Below are 23,637 nucleotides of genomic sequence, written 5' to 3'. Positions count from 1 at the left end.
GAGCGGTTCAGGGCTTCGCGGCTGGTGTTCGTGACGCGGGGCGCGGTGGCCGCGAGTGAGAGTGAAGCGGTCACCGATCTGGCGGCTGCGGCGGTGTGGGGCCTGGTGCGTTCGGCGCAGTGGGAGGATCCGGGCCGGTTCGTACTGGTCGATGTCGACGCGGAGCTGTCCTCCTCGTCGCTGGCCGCGGTGCTGGCCTCCGGTGAGCCGCAGGCGGCGGTGCGTGAAGGCGCGGTACGGGTGCCTCGTCTGGCCCGGGTGACACCGGCCGAGGAGCCGGAACGGCCGTGGGATCCGGACGGGACAGTTCTGATCACTGGTGGCACCGGTGGTCTGGGGGGCAGCCTGGCCCGGCATCTGGTGACCGAGCGGGGCGTACGGCACCTGCTGCTGACCAGCCGCCGTGGCCTGGACGCGGCCGGGGCAGCCGAGCTGGAGCGGGAGCTGGCCGCGCACGGCGCGCACGTGACCATCGCCGCCTGCGACATGGCGGATCGGGACCAGGTGGCGGCCCTGCTGGCCGGTGTCGACGCCGCTCATCCGCTGACCGCGGTCGTGCACACCGCCGGTGTCCTGGAGGACGCGACGATCTCGTCGCTGACGCCGGAGCGGCTGGGCAGGGTGTTGCGTCCGAAGGTGGACGCGGCCTGGCATCTGCACGAGCTGACCAGGGGCGTGGACCTGGCGGCGTTCATCCTGTACTCGTCCTTGTCGGGTGTCATGGGAGCACCCGGGCAGGGCAACTACGCGGCGGCGAACACGTTCCTGAACGCCTTGGCCCAGTCGCGCCGGGCCGAAGGGCTGCCCGCGCTGTCCCTGGCCTGGGGTGCCTGGACCCAGGACACCGGCATGACCAGCGCGCTGAGCGAGGCCGACATGCGGCGGATCGCCCGGACGGGCATGCCGCCGCTGTCGGTGGAACAGGGCCTGGCGCTGTTCGACGCGGCCGGCCGGGTGACGCGGCCGGTGGTGATCCCGCTCCGGCTGGAGCTGGCGGTGCTGCGCGCCCAAGGCGAGGTCTCCCCGTTGTTGCGCGGGCTGGTGCGGAGTGGCCGGCGGTCGGCGGCGTCCGGTTCGGTGGTGGCGGCGACGCTGCTGCAGCGGCTGGCTCCGCTGGGGGCGGCCGAACGCGCCGAGGTTCTGCTGGATCTGGTGCGCACCGAGGTGGCCATGGTGCTGGGCCATGTCTCGCCCGAGACGGTGGAGGTCCGGCGCGAGTTCCGTGAGCTGGGCTTCGACAGCCTCACCGCGGTGGAGCTGCGGAACCGGCTGAACGGCGTGACGGGTTTGCGGTTGCCGGCGACGCTGGTGTTCGACTACCCGACGCCGACCGTGCTGGCGGAGTTCCTGCTGGCCGAGCTGCTCGGCGAGCACGCCGACGCGATCATTCCCGCGCCCGCCCTGCCGTTGAGCGACGACCCGATCGTGATCGTGGGTATGGCCTGCCATTTCCCGGGTGAAATCCATTCTCCGGAGGATCTGTGGCGGTTGGTGGCCGAGGGCGGGGACGGGATCAGTGAGTTCCCGACCACGCGCGGCTGGGATCTGGCGGCGTTGTTCAACCCGGATACCGAGCATCGGGGCACCAGCTACGTACGCGAGGGCGGCTTCCTGGAGAGCGCCGCGCAGTTCGATCCTGGCTTCTTCGGCATTTCGCCGCGTGAGGCGCTGGCGATGGATCCGCAGCAGCGGTTGCTGCTGGAGACCTCCTGGGAGGCGATCGAGCGGGCGGGCATGGACCCGACCTCACTGCGGGGCAGCCGTACCGGGGTGTTCGCCGGCATCTTCTACCACGACTACGGGATGAACGCCCAGTTCCCGCCGGAGGTGCTGGGCTTCGTCGGCACCGGTACCGCCGCGAGTGTCGCGACTGGCCGTATCTCGTACACGCTGGGGTTGGAGGGCCCGGCGGTGACGGTGGACACCGCGTGCTCGTCGTCGCTGGTGGCGATGCACATGGCGGCGCAGGCGCTGCGCTCGGGCGAATGCGATCTGGCACTGGCCGGTGGCGCGACCGTCATGGCCACCCCGCTGGCGTTCATCGACTTCAGCACCCAAGGAGGCCTGTCGCCCGATGGCCGGAGCAAGTCTTTCGCCGACGCGGCGGACGGCACCAGCTATTCCGAGGGCGTGGGCATGGTGCTGCTGGAGCGGCTGTCGGACGCCCGCCGCAACGGCCACCAGGTGCTCGCCATCGTGCGTGGGTCGGCGGTCAACCAGGACGGCGCGTCCAATGGGCTGACTGCGCCGAACGGTCCGTCGCAGCAGCGGGTGATCCGGCAGGCCCTGGCCGGCGCCGGGCTGTCTCCCGCTGGAGTGGACGCGGTCGAGGCGCACGGTACCGGGACGACGCTGGGTGACCCGATCGAGGCTCAGGCGCTGCTGGCGACTTACGGTCAGGACCGGCCGGAGGGCCAGCCGTTGCTGCTGGGTTCGATCAAGTCGAACCTCGGTCACACGCAGGCCGCCGCGGGCGTCGCCGGTGTGATCAAGATGGTCATGGCCATGCGGCACGGTGTCCTGCCCAAGACGCTGCACGTGGATGCGCCGTCCTCGCACGTGGACTGGGCCTCGGGCGCGGTGGAACTGCTGACCGAGCCGGTGGAGTGGCAGCAGAACGGCCACCCGCGCCGGGCCGGTGTGTCCTCGTTCGGGATCAGCGGCACCAACGCCCACGTGATCCTGGAGCAAGGACCGGAAGGTGTCACGCGGCCGGAGGTGGAAGAGCCTGCCGGTGGTGTGGTGCCGTGGGTGATCTCGGCGAAGACGCCGGAGGCGTTGCGTGGTCAGGCGCGTCGTCTGGCGGCGCAGGTGGAGGCCGACGCCTTGGACCCGGTGGACGTGGGGTCCTCGTTGGTGGTGTCGCGGTCGGTGTTCGAGCACCGTGCGGTGGTGGTCGGCGAGGATCGTGGCGAGCTGCTATCGGGCTTGTCGGCGGTCGAGGCCGGGGAGCCGGCGGCTCGGGTGGTCTCGGGCGTGGCCGATGTCGTCGGTAAGTCGGTGTGGGTGTTCCCTGGTCAGGGGGCGCAGTGGGCGGGGATGGGTGCTGCCCTGCTTGAGGAGTCGCCGGTTTTCGCGGGCCGGATGGCGGAGTGCGCGGCGGCGTTGGAGCCGTTGGTGGAGTGGTCGCTGCTGGATGTGATCCGCCAGGCCGAGGGTGCTCCGGGGCTGGATCGGGTGGATGTGGTCCAGCCGGTGTCGTTCGCGGTGATGGTGTCGCTGGCAGCGGTGTGGGAATCGCTCGGCCTGCGCCCGGACGCCGTGGTCGGCCACTCTCAGGGCGAGATCGCGGCCGCGGTGGTCGCGGGTGGTCTGTCGTTGCAGGACGGCGCGCGGGTGGTGGCGTTGCGTAGCCGTCTGATCGCCGACCGGCTGGCGGGGCTCGGGGCGATGGCCTCGGTGGCGTTGCCGGTCGAGCAGGTGCGTGAGTGGCTGTCGTCCTGGGACGGGCGGGTGTCGGTCGCGGCGATCAACGGCCCTCGCTCAGTGGTGGTGGCCGGTGAGGTCGCGGCCATTGAGGAACTGGTCGAGCGACTGGCCGGGGATGGGGTGCGGGTTCGCCGTATCGCGGTGGATTATGCGTCGCATTCGGCTCAGGTTGATCTGATCGGTGCGGAGCTGGTGCAGGTTCTGGCAGGGGTGGCTCCGCGTTCGGTGCGGGTGCCGATGTTGTCGACGGTGACCGGCCAGTGGGTGGAAGGGCCGGAACTCGACGCGGGGTACTGGTGTGACAACCTGCGCAACACGGTGGCCTTCGCCCCGGCGGTCGGGCAGCTGCTGGAGCAGCGGTACCGGGCGTTCGTGGAAGTGAGCCCGCACCCGGTGCTGACGATCGGCATCGGCGAATGCGTGGACGAGGCCACAGCAGATGCGGTGATCACCGGCACGCTGCGCCGGGACGAGGGCGGGCTGGACCGGGTCCTGGTCTCGGCCGCTGAGCTGTTCGTCCGCGGCATCGCGGTGGACTGGAAGAGCGTGCTGCCCGGCGGTCGCCAGGTCGAGCTGCCGACCTACGCCTTCCAGCACCAGCGGTACTGGCCGAACGCCAAGCAGAGCGGTGATGCCCGTGTTCTGGGCCTGTCCGCGACCAGGCACCCGCTGCTGGGGGCGGCCGTGGGCCTGGCCGATACCGATGGGATGGTGCTGACCGGCCGGTTGTCGGTGAGTACGCAGCCGTGGCTGGCCGATCACGTGGTGGCGGGCTCGGTCGTGGTGCCGGGCAGCGTGTTCGTGGAACTGGCGGTCCGGGCGGGTGACCAGGTCGGCTGCGATGTGGTCGAGGAGCTGACGCTGAACGCGCCGCTGGCTCTCGCCGAGCAGGACGCGGTAGTGGTGCAGGTGTCGGTGGGCGCACCACAGGAGGGCCGCCGGAGCCTGAGCGTGCACACGCGCCTGGCGGACGGCGACGACGATGGGCAGTGGGTGCTCCATGCCACGGGCACTCTCACCACGGGCCTCGCACCTGCCGTGCCGTTCGATGCGGCGGTGTGGCCTCCGGCCGGCGCGACCGCGATCGAGCTGGGCGGGCTGTACGAGGAACTGGCGGAGGAGGGCTTCGCCTACGGTCCGGCGTTCCAGGGTCTGCGGGCGGCCTGGCGGGGTTCCGACGGCGAGGTGTTCGCCGAGCTGAGCTTGCCGGAGCAGGTCAGCGGCGCAGGGGAGTTCGGGTTGCACCCGGCGCTGCTGGACGCGGCGTTGCACGCGGTGCCTTTCGCCGGGCTGGACACGGCGGGAAGCGGCTGGTCGCCGCTCTCCTGGGGCGAGGTGTGCCTGCACGCGGGCGGCGCGTCGATGCTGCGGCTGCGGCTGGCCGGGGCGGGCGGCGATGCGGTGTCGCTGAGCGCGGTCGACGCGACGGGTGCGCCGGTGCTGTCGGCCCGGTCGGTCGTGCTGCGGCCGGTCTCCACCGAGCAGCTTGCTCTTGACGGTCGTGGCTCTGGGCGGGACACGTTGTTCCGGGTGGAGTGGGCCGCCATCGCCGGTGCGCCGGAGGCCGCTTGGGCCCCGATGTCGGTGGGGCTGCTCGGCCGGGACACGCTGGGTGCCACGGCGGCGTTGCGGACCGCCGGGAACGACGCGGCCGGAGAGCCGGGCGGACTGCCGGTCCACGAGGATCTCTCGTCTCTGCTGGAGTCGGGTCCGGTCCCGGGCGTGGTGGTGACGGAGCTGGTCTCGGATCCGGCGGCCGGGGTGGTGGAGTCGGCGCATGCGCTGACCGCCCGGGTTCTGGATCTGCTCCAGCGGTGGCTGGCCGATGAGCGGTTCGCCGATTCGCGGCTGGTGTTCCTCACCCGGGGCGCGGTCGTGGCCGACGCTGGTGAGGCGGCGCCGGATCCCGTGGTGGCGGCGGCTCACGGTCTCGTCCGGAGTGCTCAGTCGGAGAATCCGGGCCGGTTCCTGCTGGCCGATGTCGATGGTGAGCTGCCTGACTCGGTGCTGGCCGGGGTGCTGGCGTCGGATGAGCCGCAGGTGGCGGTACGCGGAGGTGAGGTGCGGGTTCCGCGGCTGGCGCGGCTGGCGCCTGCGGAGACGGCGGAGCGGCCGTGGGATCCGGCTGGGACGGTGTTGATCACTGGTGGGACCGGTGGTCTGGGCGCGCTGTTCGCGCGGCATGTGGTGGCCGAGCGTGGCGTACGGCATCTGCTGCTGACCAGTCGCCGGGGCTTGGATGCTCCGGGTGCGGTGGAGCTGCAGGCGGAGCTGATCGCGCACGGCGTGGAGGTCACGATCGCGGCGTGCGACATGGCCGACCGGGACGCGGTGGCGGCCCTGCTGGCGCAAGTCGATGCCGGTCATCCGCTGACTGCGGTGATTCACACCGCCGGTGTGCTGGCCGACGGGACGATCCCGTCACTGACCTCCGAGCGGCTGGACAGCGTGTTGCGTCCGAAGGTGGACGCGGCCTGGCACCTGCACGAACTCACGCGGAGCAGCGACCTGGCCGGGTTCGTGGTGTTCTCCTCGATGGCCGGGGTGACGGGCAACGCCGGTCAGGGCAACTACGCGGCGGCCAACGCGTTCCTCGACGCGCTGGCCCAGCTGCGCCGGGCGCAGGGGCTGCCCGGGTTGTCGCTGGCGTGGGGTCTGTGGGCGCAGGAAACCGGGATGACCGGCGCTCTGGGCGCGATCGAGCTGCGCCGGATAGCGCGGGCGGGCATGCCGGCGCTGTCGGCCGAGCAAGGACTCGCGGCGTTCGACGCGGCTGCCACTTCGGGGCAGCCGGCGGTAGTCGCGGCACGGCTGGATCTCCCGGTCCTGCGGACGCTTGGCCACGTGCCGCAGCTCATGCGCGGCCTGGTCCGGGTGGGCCGCCGGTCGGCGGTCTCCACCCCGGTGGGCGGGGACGCGGAGCTGGTACGCAGGCTGGCCGGGCTGGGCGAGACCGAGCAGGTCCGGCTGGTGGTGGAGCTGGTGCGCGCTCAGGCCGCAGTGGTTCTGGGCCACCCGTCGCCGGAGACCGTCCAGGTACGGCGGGAGTTCCGCGAGCTGGGCTTCGACTCCCTCACCGCCGTGGAGTTGCGCAACCGGTTGAATATCGCGACCGGGTTGCGGTTGCCGGCCACGCTGGTGTTCGACTACCCGACGCCAGTCGTGCTGGCGGAGTTCCTGGTGTCGGAGCTGCTGGGCCGACAGGACCAGGGCGTGGCCTCCGGCGTGGTGGCCGAGCAGAAAGCCGGAGTGGCGGACGATCCGATCGCGATCGTGGGCATGAGCTGCCGATTCCCCGGCGGGGTGAACTCTCCGGAAGAGCTGTGGCGGCTGCTGTCCGAGGGCGAGGACGCGATCTCGCCGGTCCCGGCCGATCGGGGCTGGGATCTGGCGTCGGTGTCCGGGACGGGTCTTGATGTTCAGGGCGGGTTCCTGGCGGATGTGGCCGGGTTCGACGCGGGGTTCTTCGGGATCTCGCCGCGTGAGGCGCTGGCGATGGATCCGCAGCAGCGGCTGCTGCTGGAGGGGGTGTGGGAGGCGATCGAGCGGACCGGGATCGACCCGGTCTCGCTGAAGGGCAGCTCCACCGGCGTGTTCGTGGGCACCAACGGTCAGGACTACATGAGCCTGATGATGAACGCCGCGGCAGACGTGGAAGGCCATGCCATCACCGGTATGTCAGCCAGCGTGCTGTCCGGCCGCCTGTCCTACACCCTGGGTCTGGAGGGCCCGGCGGTGACGGTGGACACCGCCTGCTCATCGTCGCTGGTGGCGATGCACATGGCGGCGCAGGCGCTGCGCTCGGGCGAGTGCAGTCTGGCGCTGGCCGGGGGCGCCACGGTGATGACCACCCCGATTGGGTTCATCGGGTTCAGCGCGCAGGGCGGGTTGGCGCCTGATGGGCGGTGCAAGGCGTTCTCCGACACCGCCGACGGTACGACCTGGTCTGAGGGCATGGGCGTGCTGGTCCTGGAGCGGCTGTCGGACGCCCGCCGCAACGGGCATGAGGTGCTGGCGGTCCTGCGTGGGTCGGCGATCAACCAGGACGGCGCGTCCAATGGCCTGACCGCGCCGAACGGTCCGTCGCAGCAGCGGGTGATCCGCCAGGCGCTGGCCGTTTCCGGGTTGTCGCCGTCCGAGGTGGACGCGGTGGAGGCGCACGGCACCGGTACCACGCTGGGTGACCCGATCGAGGCCCAAGCGCTGCTGGCCACGTACGGCAAGGACCGGCCGGAGGGTCGTCCGCTGTTGCTGGGGGCGATCAAGTCGAACTTCGGTCACACCCAGGCCGCCGCGGGCGTCGCCGGTGTGATCAAGATGGTGCTGGCCCTCCGGCATGGCGTGCTGCCCAAAACGTTGCATGTCGATGCGCCGTCCTCACACGTGGACTGGGCCTCTGGCGCGGTGGAGCTGCTGACCGAGCCCGCCGAATGGCCACAGACTGGCCGTCCGCGCCGGGCGGGTGTCTCCTCCTTCGGGATCAGCGGCACCAACGCCCACGTCATCCTCGAGCAGGGGCCGACGACTCCGCGGATCGAGGCCGGAACGGTGGCGCGGGACGATGCGCCCGCCGCGGGTGCGCTGCCGGTGCTGGTGTCGGCCCGTACAGCAGAGGTATTGCGGGCGCAGGCCGAGCGGCTGGCTTCACATGTACAGGACCGCGGTGAGGTGGCGCTGGCCGATACGGCGTTCTCGCTGGCCACGACCCGTCCGGCGTTCGAGCATCGTGCGGTGGTGCTGGCCGGGGACCGTGATGGTCTGCTGGCCGGGCTGGCGGCGCTGGCCGAGGACCGGCCGGGTGCGGGTGTGGTGCGCGGGGTGGCGGCGGAGCCGAGGCTCGCGGTGTTGTTCACCGGCCAGGGCAGCCAGCGGGCGGGGATGGGCCGGGAGCTGTACGACCGCTTCCCGGTCTTCGCGCAGGCGTTGGATGAGGTGATCGCCGAGCTGGACCCGCTGCTCGACGGGTCGTTGCGTGAGGTGCTGTTCGCCGACCAAGCCGGGCTGCTGGATCAGACGGGGTGGGCGCAGCCGGCGTTGTTCGCGGTGGAGATGGCGCTGTTCCGGTTGGTGTCCTCGTGGGGGGTGCGGCCGGAGGTACTGGCCGGGCACTCGGTCGGGGAGATCACTGCGGCTCACGTGGCCGGGGTGCTGTCGCTGGCGGATGCGTGTGCGCTGGTGGCGGCCCGGGCGCGGCTGATGCAGGCCCTTCCCGCAGGTGGGGCGATGGTGGCGGTGCAGACCTCCGAGGAGGAGGTCGCCGAGGTGCTGGCCGGGCGCGAAGACCAGGTGTCGATCGCGGCGGTGAACGGCCCGGCCTCGATGGTGATCTCCGGGGTAGAGCAGCCGGTCCTTGAGGTCGCCGCCGCGCTGGCGAAGCGCGGGGTGCGCACCAAGCGGTTGCGGGTGTCGCACGCGTTCCATTCGCCGCTGATGGACCCGATGCTGGAGGACTTCCGCACGCTGGCGAGCAGGCTCACCTACAACCCGCCTCGAATCCCGATCGTCTCCACCCTGACCGGAGACGCGGCCACGGCCGAGCAGGTGTGCTCGGCGGATTACTGGGTGGACCAGGTCCGCGGCGCGGTCCGCTTCGCCGACGGCGTCCGCACGCTGGAGACTCAGGGCGTACGGGCCTATCTGGAGCTGGGCCCCGACGGTGTCCTGACCGCGATGGCCCAGGACACTCTTGCTGCGGAGATCGATAACGTGCTGGTGCCGGTGCTGCGCCGGGACCGGGATGAGCACGAGGTCGTCATCGAGGCGCTGGCTCAGCTGCACGTGCACGGCGTATCGGTGAACTGGCAGGCGGTGCTCCCTCGCGGTCGCCGGGTCGACCTGCCGACCTATGCCTTCCAGCACGAGCGGTACTGGCCCGGGGCGGCTTCCCGGGTGGGGAATGTGGCCGCGGCGGGGTTGGCGGTGACGGATCATCCGCTGCTGGGCGCCGCCGTGGGTCTGGCCGACTCCGACGGGGTGCTGCTGACCGGCCGTCTGTCGCTCTCGTCGCATCCGTGGCTGGCCGATCACGCGGTGGCCGGTACGGTGATCTTCCCGGGTACCGGATTCCTGGAACTGGCGATCCGTGCGGGTGATCAGGTCGGTTGTGATCTGGTGGAAGAGCTGACCCTGACCGCGCCGCTGGTGCTGACCGAGACCGATGCCGTCGCGGTGCAGGTGTGGGTGGGCGCCGCCCAGGACACCGGCCATCGGAGCGTGACCGTCTACGCCCGGTCGGCGCAAGCCGCCGACGATGTGCCGTGGACGCGGCACGCCACCGGCACGCTCGCGACCGGCGTGTCCACTGCCGTACCGTTCGACGCGGCGGTCTGGCCCCCGCAGGGGGCGACCGCGATCGAGCTGGACGGGCTGTACGAGGGACTGGCTTCGGGCGGGTTCGAATACGGCCCGGTGTTCCAGGGGCTGCGGGCGGCCTGGCGCGGCGCCGACGGTGCGGTGTTCGGCGAGGTCGTCCTGCCCGAGCAGGCGCAGTCGAGCGCGGGTTCGTTCGGGGTGCATCCGGCTCTGCTGGACGCGGCGTTGCACGCGGTGACCTTCGCCGGTCTTGACGATTCCGAAGGCGGCCGGTTGCCGTTCTCGTGGAGTGAGGTGAGCCTGCACGCCACCGGGGCGGCGATGCTGCGCGTGCGGCTGAGCCGGACCGCTGCCGACTCGGCCACGCTGACGGCGGTGGACGCCGCCGGGGAGCCGGTGCTGTCGGCGCGGTCGCTGGTGCTGCGCCCGTTCTCGCCCGGCCAGATCGCCGCTGTGGGCGATGGCCAGGCGGCCGAGCGCGACGGGCTGTTCCGGCTGGAGTGGACCGCGCTTTCCGATGTTCCGGTGGCCGATCCGGTGCCGGTGGCGATGGTCGGCTTCGCGGCGTTCGAGCTGGACGCGCTGGGTCTTGCGGGGACGTGGGATTCGGTCGCGGTTCATCGTGATCTTCCGGCGCTGGCCGAGGCGGGCCCGGTGCCAGGTGTGGTGCTGGCCGAGGTCGAGACCGCGTCAGGTGTGGACGCGGTGGCCTCGGCGCATCAGGTGACCCGTGGGGTGCTGGACCTGTTGCAGGGCTGGCTGGCCGAGGAGCGGTTCGCCGAGTCGCGACTGGTGTTCCTCACCCGGGGCGCGGTCGCGGCGGGCGACGACGAGGAGGTCACCGATCTGGCGGCCGCGGCGGCGTGGGGGATGGTGCGCAGCGCGCAGGCGGAGAACCCGGGCCGGTTCGTGCTGGTGGACGTGGATGAGGAGTCGGTGCGGCTCGGTGCGCTGGGCGGGTTGCTGGGTGGGGTGCTGGCTTCCGGCGAGCCGCAGGTGGCGGTGCGTGGCGGTGGGGTGCGGGCGCCGCGGTTGGCATCGCTGGCGTCGGGGGCGGGTCTGCTGCCTCCGTCCGGTACGGCGTGGAAGCTGGGGAGCAGGGCCAAGGGCAGCCTGGACGCGCTGGAGCTCATTGACTACCCGGGGACGGTCGAGCCGTTGGCGGCCGGGCAGGTGCGGGTGGCGGTGCACGCGGCCGGAGTCAACTTCCGTGACCTGCTGGACGCGCTGCACGCGCTGGGCTGGTTCCAGGACAAGGTCGGCCTGATGGGCGGCGAGGCCGCCGGCGTGGTGCTGGAGGTCGGCCCCGAGGTCGACGACCTGCGCCCGGGCGACCGGGTGGTCTGTCTGACCGAAGGCGCGTTCGGCCCGGTGGTCACCAGCGCCCCAGTCCTGTCCAAGATTCCCGACGGGATTTCGTTCGAGCAGGCGGCGACCATCCCGGTGACGTTCCTGACCGCCTATTACGGCCTGATGGATCTGGCCGGGCTGCAGCCGGGCGAGTCGCTCCTGGTGCACGCCGGCACGGGCGGTGTGGGCATGGCGGCGATCCAGCTGGCCCAGCGCCTGGGGGTCGAGGTGTTCGCGACGGCGAGTCCCGCCAAGTGGGACGTCCTGCGCTCGCTGGGCATCCCCGACGATCACATTGCCTCATCGCGGACCCTGGACTTCGAGGAGCAGTTCCGCGCGGTCCGCGGTGAGCGGGGAATCGATGTGGTGCTCAACTCGCTGACCGGGGAGCCCATCGACGCCTCGGCGCGACTGCTCCGTCCGGGCGGCCGGTTCATCGAGATGGGCAAGCTGGACATCCGCGACCAGGCGCAGTTCCCCGGGCTGACGTACCACTGGTTCGACATGCTGGACGCCGGTGCCGAGCGGCTGCAGCAGATCCTGGCCGAGTTGATGGAGCTGATCGCGGCCGGTGAGTTGCGGCCGTTGCCGTTCACGGCGTGGGATGTGCGCCGGGGCCGTGAGGCGTTCCGGTACATGAGCCAGGCCCGGCACACCGGCAAGATCGTGCTGACCATGCCGCGCCGGTGGAACCCGGAAAACACCGTGCTCGTCACCGGCGGCACCAGCGGCCTGGGTGCGGAGGTGGCCCGGCACCTGGTGGCCGCGCACGGGGTGCGGCATCTGCTGCTGGCCAGCCGCCGAGGCCCCGACGCCCCCGGTGTGACAGAGCTTCACCAGGAGCTGAGCGATCAGGGCGCCCGGGTCACCATCAGCGCCTGCGACATGGCCGACCGGGACGCGGTGGCCGGCCTGCTGGCCGGGGTCGACGCCGAGCATCCGCTGACCGCGGTGATTCACGCGGCTGGAATCGTGGATGACGGGACGATCCCCTCGCTGACACCGGAGCGAGTGGACGCGGTGCTGCGGCCGAAGGTCGACGCGGCCTGGCATCTGCACGAGCTGACCCAGGACATGGACCTGGCCGAGTTCGTGGTGTTCTCCTCGCTGGCCGGGCTGATAGGCAACGCGGGGCAGGGCAACTACGCGGCGGCCAACGCCTGGCTGGACGGGTTGATGGCGCAGCGCCGGGTACAGGGGCTGCCGGGGCTCTCGCTCACCTGGGGACTGTGGGCACAGGCCACCGGGATGACCGGGGGCATGTCGCAGGCCAGCGTGCAGCGGATGGCCACCGCCGGGATTCCACCGATCAGCACCGAGCAGGGGCTGGCGCTATTCGACGCGGCCATCGGCTCGGATTCACCGCTCGTGGTCCCGGTGCGGCTGAACCTGTCGGCGATGCCCGCTCAGCTGGTGCCGCCATTGCTGCGCGGGCTGGTCCGGGGCACTCGCCGTACGGCCGCCGCGCTGTCGGCGGCCGGAGGCGGCGGCGCGGGCGAGGCGCTGTCCCGGCAGCTGGCCGGTCTGGCCCACCCCCAGCGGATCCACCTGCTGGTCGACCTGGTCCGGGCGCAGGCCGCCGCCGTCCTCGGGCATTCCTCCGTGGAGGGGGTGGATGTCCGGCGGGAGTTCCGTGAGCTGGGCTTCGACTCGCTGACCGCGCTCGAGCTGCGCAACCGGCTCAACGACGCCACCGGGCTGCGCCTGCCCTCCACCCTTGTCTTCGACTACCCCACCCCCACCGCACTCGGCGAGTACCTGCTCAGCGAACTGCTCGGCGTGCACGGCGACGCGATTCTCCCGGTGGTCGCCACCTCGGTGGCGGACGACCCGATCGCCATCGTCTCGATGGCCTGCCGTTTCCCCGGCGGGGTGAGCTCTCCGGAGGATCTGTGGCGGCTGGTCGCCGAGGGCAAGGACGCCATCTCCCCGGTGCCCCGGGACCGGGGCTGGCAGGTGCAGGGCGAACTGGACTTCTACGGCGGGTTCCTCTCGGACGCGGCCGAATTCGATCCGGGATTCTTCGGCATTTCGCCGCGTGAGGCGCTGGCGATGGATCCGCAGCAGCGGATCCTGCTGGAGGCGTCCTGGGAGGCGATCGAGCGGGCGGGGATCGACCCGGTCTCGTTGCGGGGCAGCCGTACCGGTGTGTACGCCGGGGCGATCTTCCACGACTACGGGATGAGCGGTGAGTTCTCGCCGGATGTGATGGCCTTCGTCAGCACCGGTAGCGCCGGGAGCATCCTCACCGGCCGTGTCGCGTACGCGCTGGGTCTTGAGGGTCCGGCGGTGACGGTGGACACCGCGTGTTCGTCGTCGCTGGTGGCGATGCACATGGCGGCGCAGGCGCTGCGCTCGGGCGAGTGCGATCTGGCGCTGGCCGGCGGCGTGACCGTGATGGCCACGCCGGGGGTGTTCATCGACTTCAGCGCGCAGGGCGGGCTGGCCGGCGATGGGCGGTGCAAGGCGTTCTCCGACACCGCGGACGGCACCGGCTGGTCCGAGGGCGTGGGTTTGGTGGTGCTGGAGCGGCTGTCGGACGCCCGCCGCAACGGTCACCAGGTGCTCGCGGTCGTGCGCGGCTCCGCCGTCAACCAGGACGGCGCGTCCAACGGGCTGACCGCGCCGAACGGTCCGTCGCAGCAGCGGGTGATCCGCCAGGCCCTGGCTGTCGCGGGGCTGTCCGCTGCCGAGGTGGACGCGGTCGAGGCGCATGGCACCGGGACGACGCTGGGTGACCCGATCGAGGCGCAGGCCCTGCTGGCGACCTACGGCCAGAACCGGCCGGAGGACCGACCTGTGCTGCTGGGCTCGATCAAGTCGAACATCGGTCACACGCAGGCCGCCGCGGGCGTCGCCGGTGTGATCAAGATGGTCATGGCCATGCGCCACGGAATGCTGCCGAAGACGCTGCACGTGGACGCGCCTTCGTCGCACGTGGACTGGGCCGATGGCGCGATCGAGCTGCTGACCGAGCCGGTGGAGTGGCAGCAGAACGGCCACCCGCGCCGGGCCGGTGTGTCCTCCTTCGGGATCAGCGGCACCAACTCCCACGTGATCTTGGAGCAGGGGCCGGAGGCTGAGCAGGCCGGGTCGGATGCGGAGGACTGGGCTCCGGCTGCGGATGTGGTGCCGTGGGTGGTTTCGGCGAAGACCGAGGAGTCGTTGCGTGGTCAGGCGCGTCGTCTGGCGGCGCACGTGGAGGCCGGCGATCTGAATTCGGTCGATACGGCGTTCTCGCTGGTGGTGTCGCGGTCGGCGTTCGAGCACCGCGCGGTGGTGGTCGGACGCGACCGTCAGGAGCTGCTGGCTGGCCTGTCCGCGGTCGAGGTCGGCGGGTCGGCGGCTCGCGTGGTCGAGGGTGTGGCCGACGTCGATGGGAAGTCGGCGTGGGTGTTCCCGGGCCAGGGAGCCCAGTGGGTCGGTATGGGCAGGCGGCTGCTTGAGGAGTCGCCGGTCTTCGCTGGCCGGATGGCCGAGTGCGCGGCGGCGTTGGAGCCATTCGTGGACTGGTCGCTGCTGGACGTGATCCGCCAGGCGGAGGGTGCTCCGTCGCTGGATCGGGTCGATGTCGTCCAGCCCGTGTCGTTCGCGGTGATGGTCTCCTTGGCGGCGGTGTGGGAGTCGCTGGAAGTCCGTCCCGACGCCGTGGTCGGCCACTCTCAGGGCGAGATCGCGGCCGCGGTGGTGGCGGGTGGTCTGTCGTTGCAGGACGGCGCGCGAGTGGTGGCGCTGCGTAGCCGCCTGATCGCCGACCGGCTGGCCGGGCTCGGCGCGATGGCCTCGGTGGCGTTGCCGGTCGAGCAGGTGCGTGAGCGCTTGGCCGTCTGGGACGGGCGGGTCTCGGTCGCGGCCGTCAACGGCCCTCGCTCGGTGGTGGTGGCCGGTGAGGTCGCCGCAGTGGAGGAACTGGTCGAGCACCTCGCTGCTGAGGAGGTGCGGGTCCGGCGGATCGCGGTCGACTATGCCTCGCATTCGGCTCAGGTCGATCTGATCGGTGCGGAACTGGCCCAGGTCCTGGCGGAAGTGGCTCCGCGTCCGGTGCGGGTGCCGATGCTGTCGACCGTGACCGGCCAGTGGCTGGAAGGGCCGGAACTCGACGCGGCGTACTGGTGTGACAACCTGCGCAACACAGTGGCCTTCGCCCCGGCCATCGGGGAACTGCTGGAGCAGCGGTATCGGGCGTTCGTCGAGGTGAGCCCGCACCCGGTACTGACCATCGGCATCGGCGAATGCGCCGACGAGGCCGCAGTGGACGCGGTCATCGCCGGGACGCTGCGCCGTGACGAGGGCGGGCTGGACCGAGTGCTGGTCTCGGCGGCCGAGCTGTTCGTCCGCGGCGTGGCGGTGGACTGGCAGGCGGTACTGACCGGTGGACGCCGGGTCGACCTGCCGACCTACGCCTTCCAACACCAGCGGTTCTGGCCGAACGCCAAGCAGAGCGGTGATGCTCGCGTGCTGGGCCTTTCCGCGACCAGGCACCCGCTGCTGGGCGCGGCGATGCCGCTGGCCAACTCCGACGGGGTGGTGCTGACCGGGAGGTTGTCGCTGAGCGCCCAGCCGTGGCTCGCCGATTACGTGGTGGCGGGTTCCGCGGTGGTGCCGGGCAGCGTGTTCGTGGAGCTGGCGATCAGGGCGGGTGACCAGGTCGGCTGCGATGTGGTGGAGGAGCTGACGCTGGTCGCGCCGCTGGCGCTGGGCGAGGGCGAGGCCGTCGCAGTCCAGGTATGGGCCGACGCCACGCAGGAGCAGGGCCGCCGAAGCCTGAGTGTTTACGCCCGGTCGGCGGACGCGGCCGATGATACGCCGTGGGTGCGGCACGCCACCGGCACGCTCGCGACCGGTACTCCGGAATCCGCGCCGTTCGATACGGCGATGTGGCCCCCAGCCGGGACGACCGCCATCGAACTGGATGGCCTTTACGATGAGCTGGCCACCCGAGGGCTGGCATACGGTCCGGCGTTCCAGGGTCTGCGGGCGGCCTGGCAGGGTGCTGACGGTGAGATCTTCGCCGAGCTGAGCCTGCCGGAGCACGTCGGCGGAGCGGATTCGTTCGGGTTGCACCCGGCGTTGCTGGACGCGGTCCTGCAGGTGACGCCGATCGCCGATGCCGAGGCTGTCCAGGAACCGTTCTCCTGGGGTCAGGTGTGCCTGCACGCGGGCGGCGCCTCGATGCTGCGGGTACGACTGGCTCGGACAGGGGACGACGCGTTCTCCCTGTTCGCGGTGGATGCGGCCGGGGAGCCGGTGGTGTCGGCCCGGTCGGTGGTCCTGCGACCGATCTCCACCGAGCAGCTCGCACTCGATGGCCGTGACGCCGGCCGGGACACGCTGTTCCGGGTGGAGTGGGCCCCCATGGCCGGTACGCCGGAGGCCGCTGGGGCGCCGGCAACGGTGGGGCTGCTCGGCCGGGACACGCTGGGCGCCGCAGCGGCGTTGCGGGCAGCCGGCGACAACGCGGCCGGAGAGTCGAGCGGACTTTCGGTCCACGAGGATCTCTCGTCCCTGCTGGAGTCGGGTCCGGTCCCGGGCATGGTGTTGACGGAGCTGGTCTCGGATCCGGTCGCCGGAGTGGTGGAGTCGGCGCATGCGCTGACCACCCGCGTTCTGGATCTGGTGCAGCGGTGGCTGACCGATGAGCGGTTGGCCGACTCGCGTCTGGTGTTCCTTACTCGGGGCGCGGTCGCGACCGAGGGCGAAGCGGCGCCGGATCCGGTGGTGGCCGCGGCTCGAGGTCTGGTCCGTAGCGCCCAGTCGGAGAATCCGGGCCGGTTCGTACTGGTCGATGTGGACGATCAGGAGATCTCCGTACCGCTGCTGGCCGGAGTGCTGGCGTCAGACGAGCCGCAGGTGGCGGTGCGCGGTGATGAGGTGCGGGTGGCCCGGCTCGCGCGGGTGGTGCCCGGCCCCGAGGTCGAACGGCCGTGGGATCCGGACGGCACGGTGTTGATCACTGGTGGGACCGGTGGTCTGGGCGCGCTGTTCGCCCGGCATCTGGTGGCCGAGCGCGGGGTGCGGCATCTGCTGCTGACCAGTCGCCGGGGCCTGGAGGCTCCGGGTGCGGTGGAGTTGCAGGCCGAGCTGATCGCGCACGGCGTCGAGGTCACGATCGCGTCCTGCGATGTGGCCGACCGGGACCACGTGGCTGCCCTGCTGGAGCAGGTGCCGGCCGGGCATCCGCTGACCGCGGTCATTCACACCGCCGGTGTGCTGGATGACGGCACGATTCCCTCGCTGACGCCGGAGCGGCTGGACGCGGTGCTGCGTCCCAAGGTGGACGCCGCCTGGCACCTGCACGAGCTCACCAAGGACCTGGACCTCGCGGCGTTCGTGGTCTTCTCCTCCCTCGCGGGGGTGATGGGCAACGCCGGTCAGGGCAACTACGCGGCGGCCAACGCGTTCCTCGACTCGCTGGTCCAGCTGCGCCGGGCGCAGGGGCTGCCCGGGTTGTCGCTGGCCTGGAGCTTGTGGGCGCAGGAGACCGGAATGACCGGCGGCCTCGGCGCGATCGAGCTGCGCCGGATAGCGCGGGCGGGCATGCCGCCGCTGTCGGCCGAGCAAGGACTCGCGGCGTTCGAGTCGGCTGCCACGTCGGGCCAGGCAGCGGTGGTGCCGGTGCGGCTGGATCTGCCGGTGCTGCGCACGTTCCCTGAGGTGCCGCATCTGATGCGGGGCCTGGTGCGCGTAGGCCGCCGATCGGCGGTCTCCACCTCGGTGGCCGGAGACGCGGAGCTGGTACGGCGGCTGGTCGGGCTGGGCGAGAACGAGCAGGTGCGGCTGGTGGTCGAGCTGGTGCGCGCTCAGGCCGCGGTGGTGCTGGGGCACGCGTCGGCGGACGCGGTCCAGGCGCGGCGGGAGTTCCGCGAGCTGGGCTTCGACTCCCTCACCGCGGTGGAGTTGCGTAACCGGTTGAACACGGCGACAGGGCTGCGGCTGCCGGCCACGCTGGTGTTCGACTACCCGACGCCGGCCGTGCTGGCCCGATTCCTGGTGTCGGAGTTGCTGGGTCGCCAGGACCAGGCCGTGGCCTCGGGTGTGGTGGCCGCGCAGAAGGCGGGAGTCGCGGGCGATCCCATCGTGATTGTGGGTATGAGCTGCCGGTTCCCCGGCGAGGTGAACTCGCCGGAAGAGCTGTGGCGGCTGCTGTCCGAAGGCGAGGACGCGATCACCCCCTTCCCCACCGATCGCGGCTGGGACATGGAGATGCTGTTCGGGTCGGACGGCCGGGGCAGCAGCGCGACCGATCAGGGCGGGTTCTTGCCTGATGTGGCCGGGTTCGACGCCGGGTTCTTCGGGATTTCGCCGCGTGAGGCGCTGGCGATGGACCCGCAGCAGCGGTTGCTGCTGGAAGGGGTCTGGGAGGCCGTCGAGCGGGCCGGGATCGACCCGGTCTCGCTGAAGGGCAGCTCCACCGGGGTGTTCGTCGGCACCAACGGCCAGGACTACGCAAGCTTGATCGTGAGCGCTCAGGCGGATGTCCAAGGCCATGGCGTCACCGGTCTGTCGGCCAGCGTGTTGTCCGGCCGTCTCTCGTACACGCTGGGTCTTGAGGGCCCTGCGGTGACGGTGGACACCGCGTGTTCTTCGTCGCTGGTGGCGATGCACCTCGGGGTGCAGGCGCTGCGCTCGGGCGAGTGCGATCTGGCGCTGACCGGTGGCGCGACGGTGATGGCCTCGCCGCTGGGGATCATCGGTTTCAGCGCCCAGGGCGGGCTGGCGCAGGACGGCCGGTGCAAGGCCTTCGCCGACACGGCGGACGGCACCAGCTATTCCGAGGGCGTGGGCATGCTGGTCCTGGAGCGGCTGTCGGACGCCCGCCGCAACGGGCACCAGGTCCTGGCGATCGTCCGTGGTTCGGCGATCAACCAGGACGGCGCGTCCAACGGCCTGACCGCGCCGAACGGCCCTTCGCAGCAGCGGGTGATCCGGCAGGCGCTGGCCAATGCCGGAGTGTCGCCGTCCGAGGTGGACGCGGTCGAGGCACACGGCACGGGAACCGCGCTGGGCGACCCGATCGAGGCCCAGGCGCTGCTGGAGACCTACGGCAAGGACAGGCAGGAGGACCGCCCGCTGCTGTTGGGCGCGATCAAGTCGAACATCGGTCACACGCAGGCGGCGGCGGGTGTCGCCGGTGTGATCAAGATGGTGCTGGCCCTCCGGCATGGCGTGCTGCCCAAGACGCTGCACGTGGACGCGCCGTCCTCGCACGTGGACTGGACCTCGGGCGCGGTGGAGCTGCTGACCGAGCCCGCCGAATGGCCGCGGACCGGCCGTCCGCGCCGGGCGGGTGTCTCCTCCTTCGGGATCAGCGGCACCAACGCCCATGTGATCTTGGAGGAGGGGCCGGAGGTTCCGGCCGGTCCGGACGTGGAGGATCAGGCGCCGCCCGCTGGTGTGGTGCCGGTGCTGGTCTCGGCCAAGACGGATCAGGCGTTGCGGGCGCAGGCCGAGCGGCTGGTCTCGCAGGTGCGGGAGCGCGGTGAGGTTGCGCTGGCCGATACGGCGTTCGCGCTGGCCACGACGCGGTCGGCGTTCGAGCATCGCGCGGTGGTGCTGGCGAGCGACCGCGAGAGTGCGCTGGCCGGTTTGGGCGCGCTGGCCGAGGACCTGCCGGGTGCGGGCGTGGTGCGCGCGGTGGCCGGGGCGGAGCCGCAGCTGGCGGTGCTGTTCACCGGCCAGGGCAGTCAGCGGGCAGGGATGGGCCGCGAGCTGTATGACCGGTTCCCGGTGTTCGCCGAGGCGCTGGACGAGGTGATCGCCGAGCTGGAACCCTCGCTCGAGCAGGGTCGTTCGTTGCGCGAGGTCCTGTTCGCCGAGCCGGGCACGCCCGAAGCGGCGGCGCTGGACCAGACCGGGTGGGCGCAGCCGGCGCTGTTCGCGCTGGAGACGGCATTGTTCCGGCTGGTGGAGTCGTGGGGTGTGCGGCCGGATGTGCTGGCCGGTCATTCGATCGGGGAGATCACGGCGGCGCACGTGGCCGGGGTGCTGTCCCTGAGTGATGCGTGTGCGCTGGTGGCGGCTCGGGCGCGGTTGATGCAGGCGCTGCCCGCGGGTGGGGCGATGGTCGCGGTTCAAGCGTCCGAGGATCAGGTTGCCGATCTGCTGGCCGGGCGTTCGGGTGAGGTGTCGATCGCGGCGGTCAACGGTCCTGCCTCGCTGGTGCTCTCCGGTGTCGAGGAGGCGGTGCTTGAGGTCGCCGCCGCGCTGGAATCCCAGAAGGTCAAGACGCGGCGGCTGCGAGTGTCGCATGCGTTCCATTCGCCGTTGATGGATCCGATGCTGGAAGACTTCCGCACGCTGGCGAGCAGGCTCACCTACAACCCGCCGCGTATCCCCATCGTGTCGACCCTGACCGGCCAGGCGGCCACGACCGAGCAGGTGTGCTCGCCGGGCTACTGGGTGGATCAGGTCCGTGGCGCGGTCCGCTTCGCCGATGGCGTCCGCACGCTGGAGACTCAGGGCGTACGGGCGTATCTGGAGCTGGGCCCCGATGGTGTCCTGACCGCGATGGCCCAGGACACCCTTGCCGCGGAGTTCGACAACGTGCTCGTGCCGGTGCTGCGCAAGGATCGAGACGAGCACACGGCGGTGATGACGGCGCTGGCCCGGCTGCACGTGCACGGGGTGCCGGTGGACTGGCGGGCGGTGCTCCCGAGGGGAGGCCGGGTCGATCTGCCCACCTACGCCTTCGAGCACCGCAGGTACTGGCCCGACAGCGCCGGTTCCGGCGGAGGGAACGTGGCGGCGGCGGGCCTGGCCGCCGCGGATCACCCGCTGCTGAGCGCGGCGGTCGGGTTGGCCGACTCCGATGGGATGGTGCTGACGGGACGTATCTCGCTGCGAACGCATCCGTGGCTGGCCGATCACGCGGTGGCCGGGACGGTGGTCTTCCCCGGCACCGGATTCCTTGAGCTGGCGGTCCGGGCGGGTGACCAGGTCGGCTGCGATGTGGTCGAGGAGCTGACGCTGGTCGCGCCGCTGGTGCTGGGCGAGGGCGAGGCGGTCGCGGTGCAGGTGTCGGTGGCCGCGCCGGAGGAGTCGGGCCACCGGAGCGTGAACGTCTACGCCCGCTCGGCGCAGGCCGGGGAGGATGTGCCGTGGGTGCGGCACGCCACCGGCACGCTCGCGACCGGTTCTCCGGCAGCAGGGTCGTTCGATGCGGCGGTTTGGCCGCCGACCGGCGCGACCGCCGTCGAACTGGACGGCTTCTATGACGAGCTGGCAGACCAAGGACTGGAATACGGTCCGGTGTTCCAGGGGCTGCGGGCGGCCTGGCAGCGCGATGGTGAGATCTTCGCCGAGGTGGCGCTGCCCGAGCAGGCGCAGTCGGAGGCGGGGACGTTCGGTTTGCATCCGGCTTTGCTGGACGCCGCGCTGCACGCGGTGATCTTCGCCGGGCTGGACGATTCCGAGGGTGGCCTAGTGCCGTTCTCGTGGGCCGGGGTGTCCCTGGAGGCCGGCGGAGCGTCGGTGTTGCGGGTCCGGCTGGCCCGCACCGCTGACGACTCGGTGGAGCTGGCGGCGGTCGACGCGGCGGGTGCGCCGGTGGTGTCGGCGCGGTCGGTGGGGCTGCGGCCGGTCTCCGCCGGAGAACTGGCCGTGTCGGACCGCGGCATCGGCTGGGAATCGCTGTTCGGGGTCGAGTGGAAGGCCGTGGCGGGTACGCCGGAGACCGGGGAGACCGGCGACGTGGCGGTGTTCGGATTGGACGGCTTGGGAGCGGCCACTGCGGATGCGGTACCGCCCGTGGTGGTGCTGGAGGTGGCCGCGGATCCGGCGGCTGGAGCGGTGGAGTCGGCGCACATGCTGACCACCCAGGTGCTGGGGGTCGTGCAGCAGTGGCTGGCCGATGAGCGGTTCGCCGATTCGCGGCTGGTGTTCCTCACCCGGGGTGCGATCGCCGCGGGTGACGGTGAGACGGTCACGGATCTGCCGGCTTCCGCGGTGTGGGGTCTGGTCCGTAGCGCCCAGTCGGAGAACCCGGACCAGTTCGTGCTGGTCGATGCGGACGAGCACGAGATCTCCGCACCGGTGCTGGCCGGGGTCCTGGCGTCGGGCGAGCCGCAGGTGGCGGTGCGCGAGGGTGAGATGCTGGTGCCGCGGCTGGCGCGGGTACTGCCCGATAGCCCTGACATCTCCGATATCGACTCGGTTGAGGACGGTGCCCGTCCGTGGGCTCCGGACGGCACAGTGTTGATCACTGGCGGGACCGGTGGCCTGGGTGCGCTGTTCGCCCGGCATGTGGTGGTTGAACGCGGTGTTCGGCACCTGTTGCTGGTCAGCCGGAGGGGCCTGGATGCTCCGGGCGCGGTGGACCTGCGGGCTGAGCTGATCGCGCACGGCGCCGAGGTCGAGATCGCCACCTGTGACCTGGCCGACCGGGACCAGGTCGCGGACCTGCTGGCCGGGATCGATGCCGGACATCCGCTGACCGCGATCATTCACACCGCCGGTGTGCTGGCCGATGGGACGATCCCGTCGCTGTCGGCCGAGCGGCTGGACAGTGTGCTGCGGCCGAAGGTGGACGCGGCCTGGCACCTGCACGAGCTCACCCAGGACATGGACCTGGCCGGGTTCGTGGTCTTCTCCGCGCTCGCGGGTGTCGTCGGTGCGCCTGGTCAGGGCAACTACGCGGCGGCGAACGCGTTCCTGGACGCCCTGGCCCAGCTGCGCCGCGCGCGGGGGCTGGCCGGGTTGTCGCTGGCCTGGGGTTCGTGGGCTCAGGACAGCGGCATGACCGGCACGTTGAGCGGCACCGAGCTGCGGCGGGTCACCCGCCCGGGCATGCCGCCGCTGTCGGCCGAGCACGGTCTTGCCGCGTTCGAAGCTGCCACCGCCTCGGCCCGGGCGATGGTGGTACCAGTGCGGCTGGACCTGCCGGTGCTGCGAGCGATGGGCGAGGTCCCGCACTTGATGCGCGGCTTGGTCCGCGTCGGCCGCCGCTCCGCGGTCTCCACCTCCGCAGGGGGCGGGGAAGAACTGGTCCGCCGCCTGGCGGAACTGGACGAGGCCGAGCAGGTGCGGCTGGTGACGGAGCTGGTGCGCACGCAGGCGGCACTGGTCCTGGCACACGAGTCGGCAGAGGCGATCCAGCCGGGACGGGAGTTCCGCGAACTGGGCTTCGATTCCCTCACCACGGTGGAGCTGCGCAACCGGCTGAACGCGGTGACGGGACTGCGGCTGCAGGCCACCGTCATCTTCGACTACCCGACCCCCGCGAGCCTCGCCGAACATCTCCTGGCGGAAATCGCGCCCGGGGAGAACAAGGCCACGGAACTGTCCTTGCTGGCCGATCTCAACCGCTTCGAGATGGCGCTTTCCGGCCACGCGCTGAACGAGGTCGCGAGAAACGGCATCGTCACCCGGCTGCGCCACCTGCTGGCGACGGTGAGTGAGACCGGCACGGAGACTAGTGAAATTACAGTCGCCGAAGTGCTCGAATCGGCGAGTACCAAGGACATTCTCGGCTTCATCGAAAGCGAGCTGGGCCGCCTCAAGGATCTGTGATCTTCCGGCTCATGCGCGGATACTCTGGAGGGCTTCGCC

General features: G+C 71.5%; 1 protein-coding gene (running past one end of the window). It reads left to right on the top strand.

The window, feature by feature from the left end; genetic code table 11:
* On the top strand, positions 1-23,598 hold the final stretch of the coding sequence (locus tag Amac_RS56245) for a type I polyketide synthase (RefSeq protein ID WP_281356312.1). The gene continues 25,584 nt to the left of window position 1, outside the view; only the last 23,598 of its 49,182 coding nucleotides appear in the window; its start codon lies beyond the left edge, outside the window; it ends in the stop codon at positions 23,596-23,598.
* Positions 23,599-23,637: the final 39 nt, after the last annotated feature.

Origin of the sequence: Acrocarpospora macrocephala (assembly GCF_009687865.1) — a bacterium.
GTDB lineage: Bacteria > Actinomycetota > Actinomycetes > Streptosporangiales > Streptosporangiaceae > Acrocarpospora > Acrocarpospora macrocephala.
Note: the sequence above shows the minus strand (reverse complement) of the source record. Positions and strands in the feature narration are given on the sequence as shown.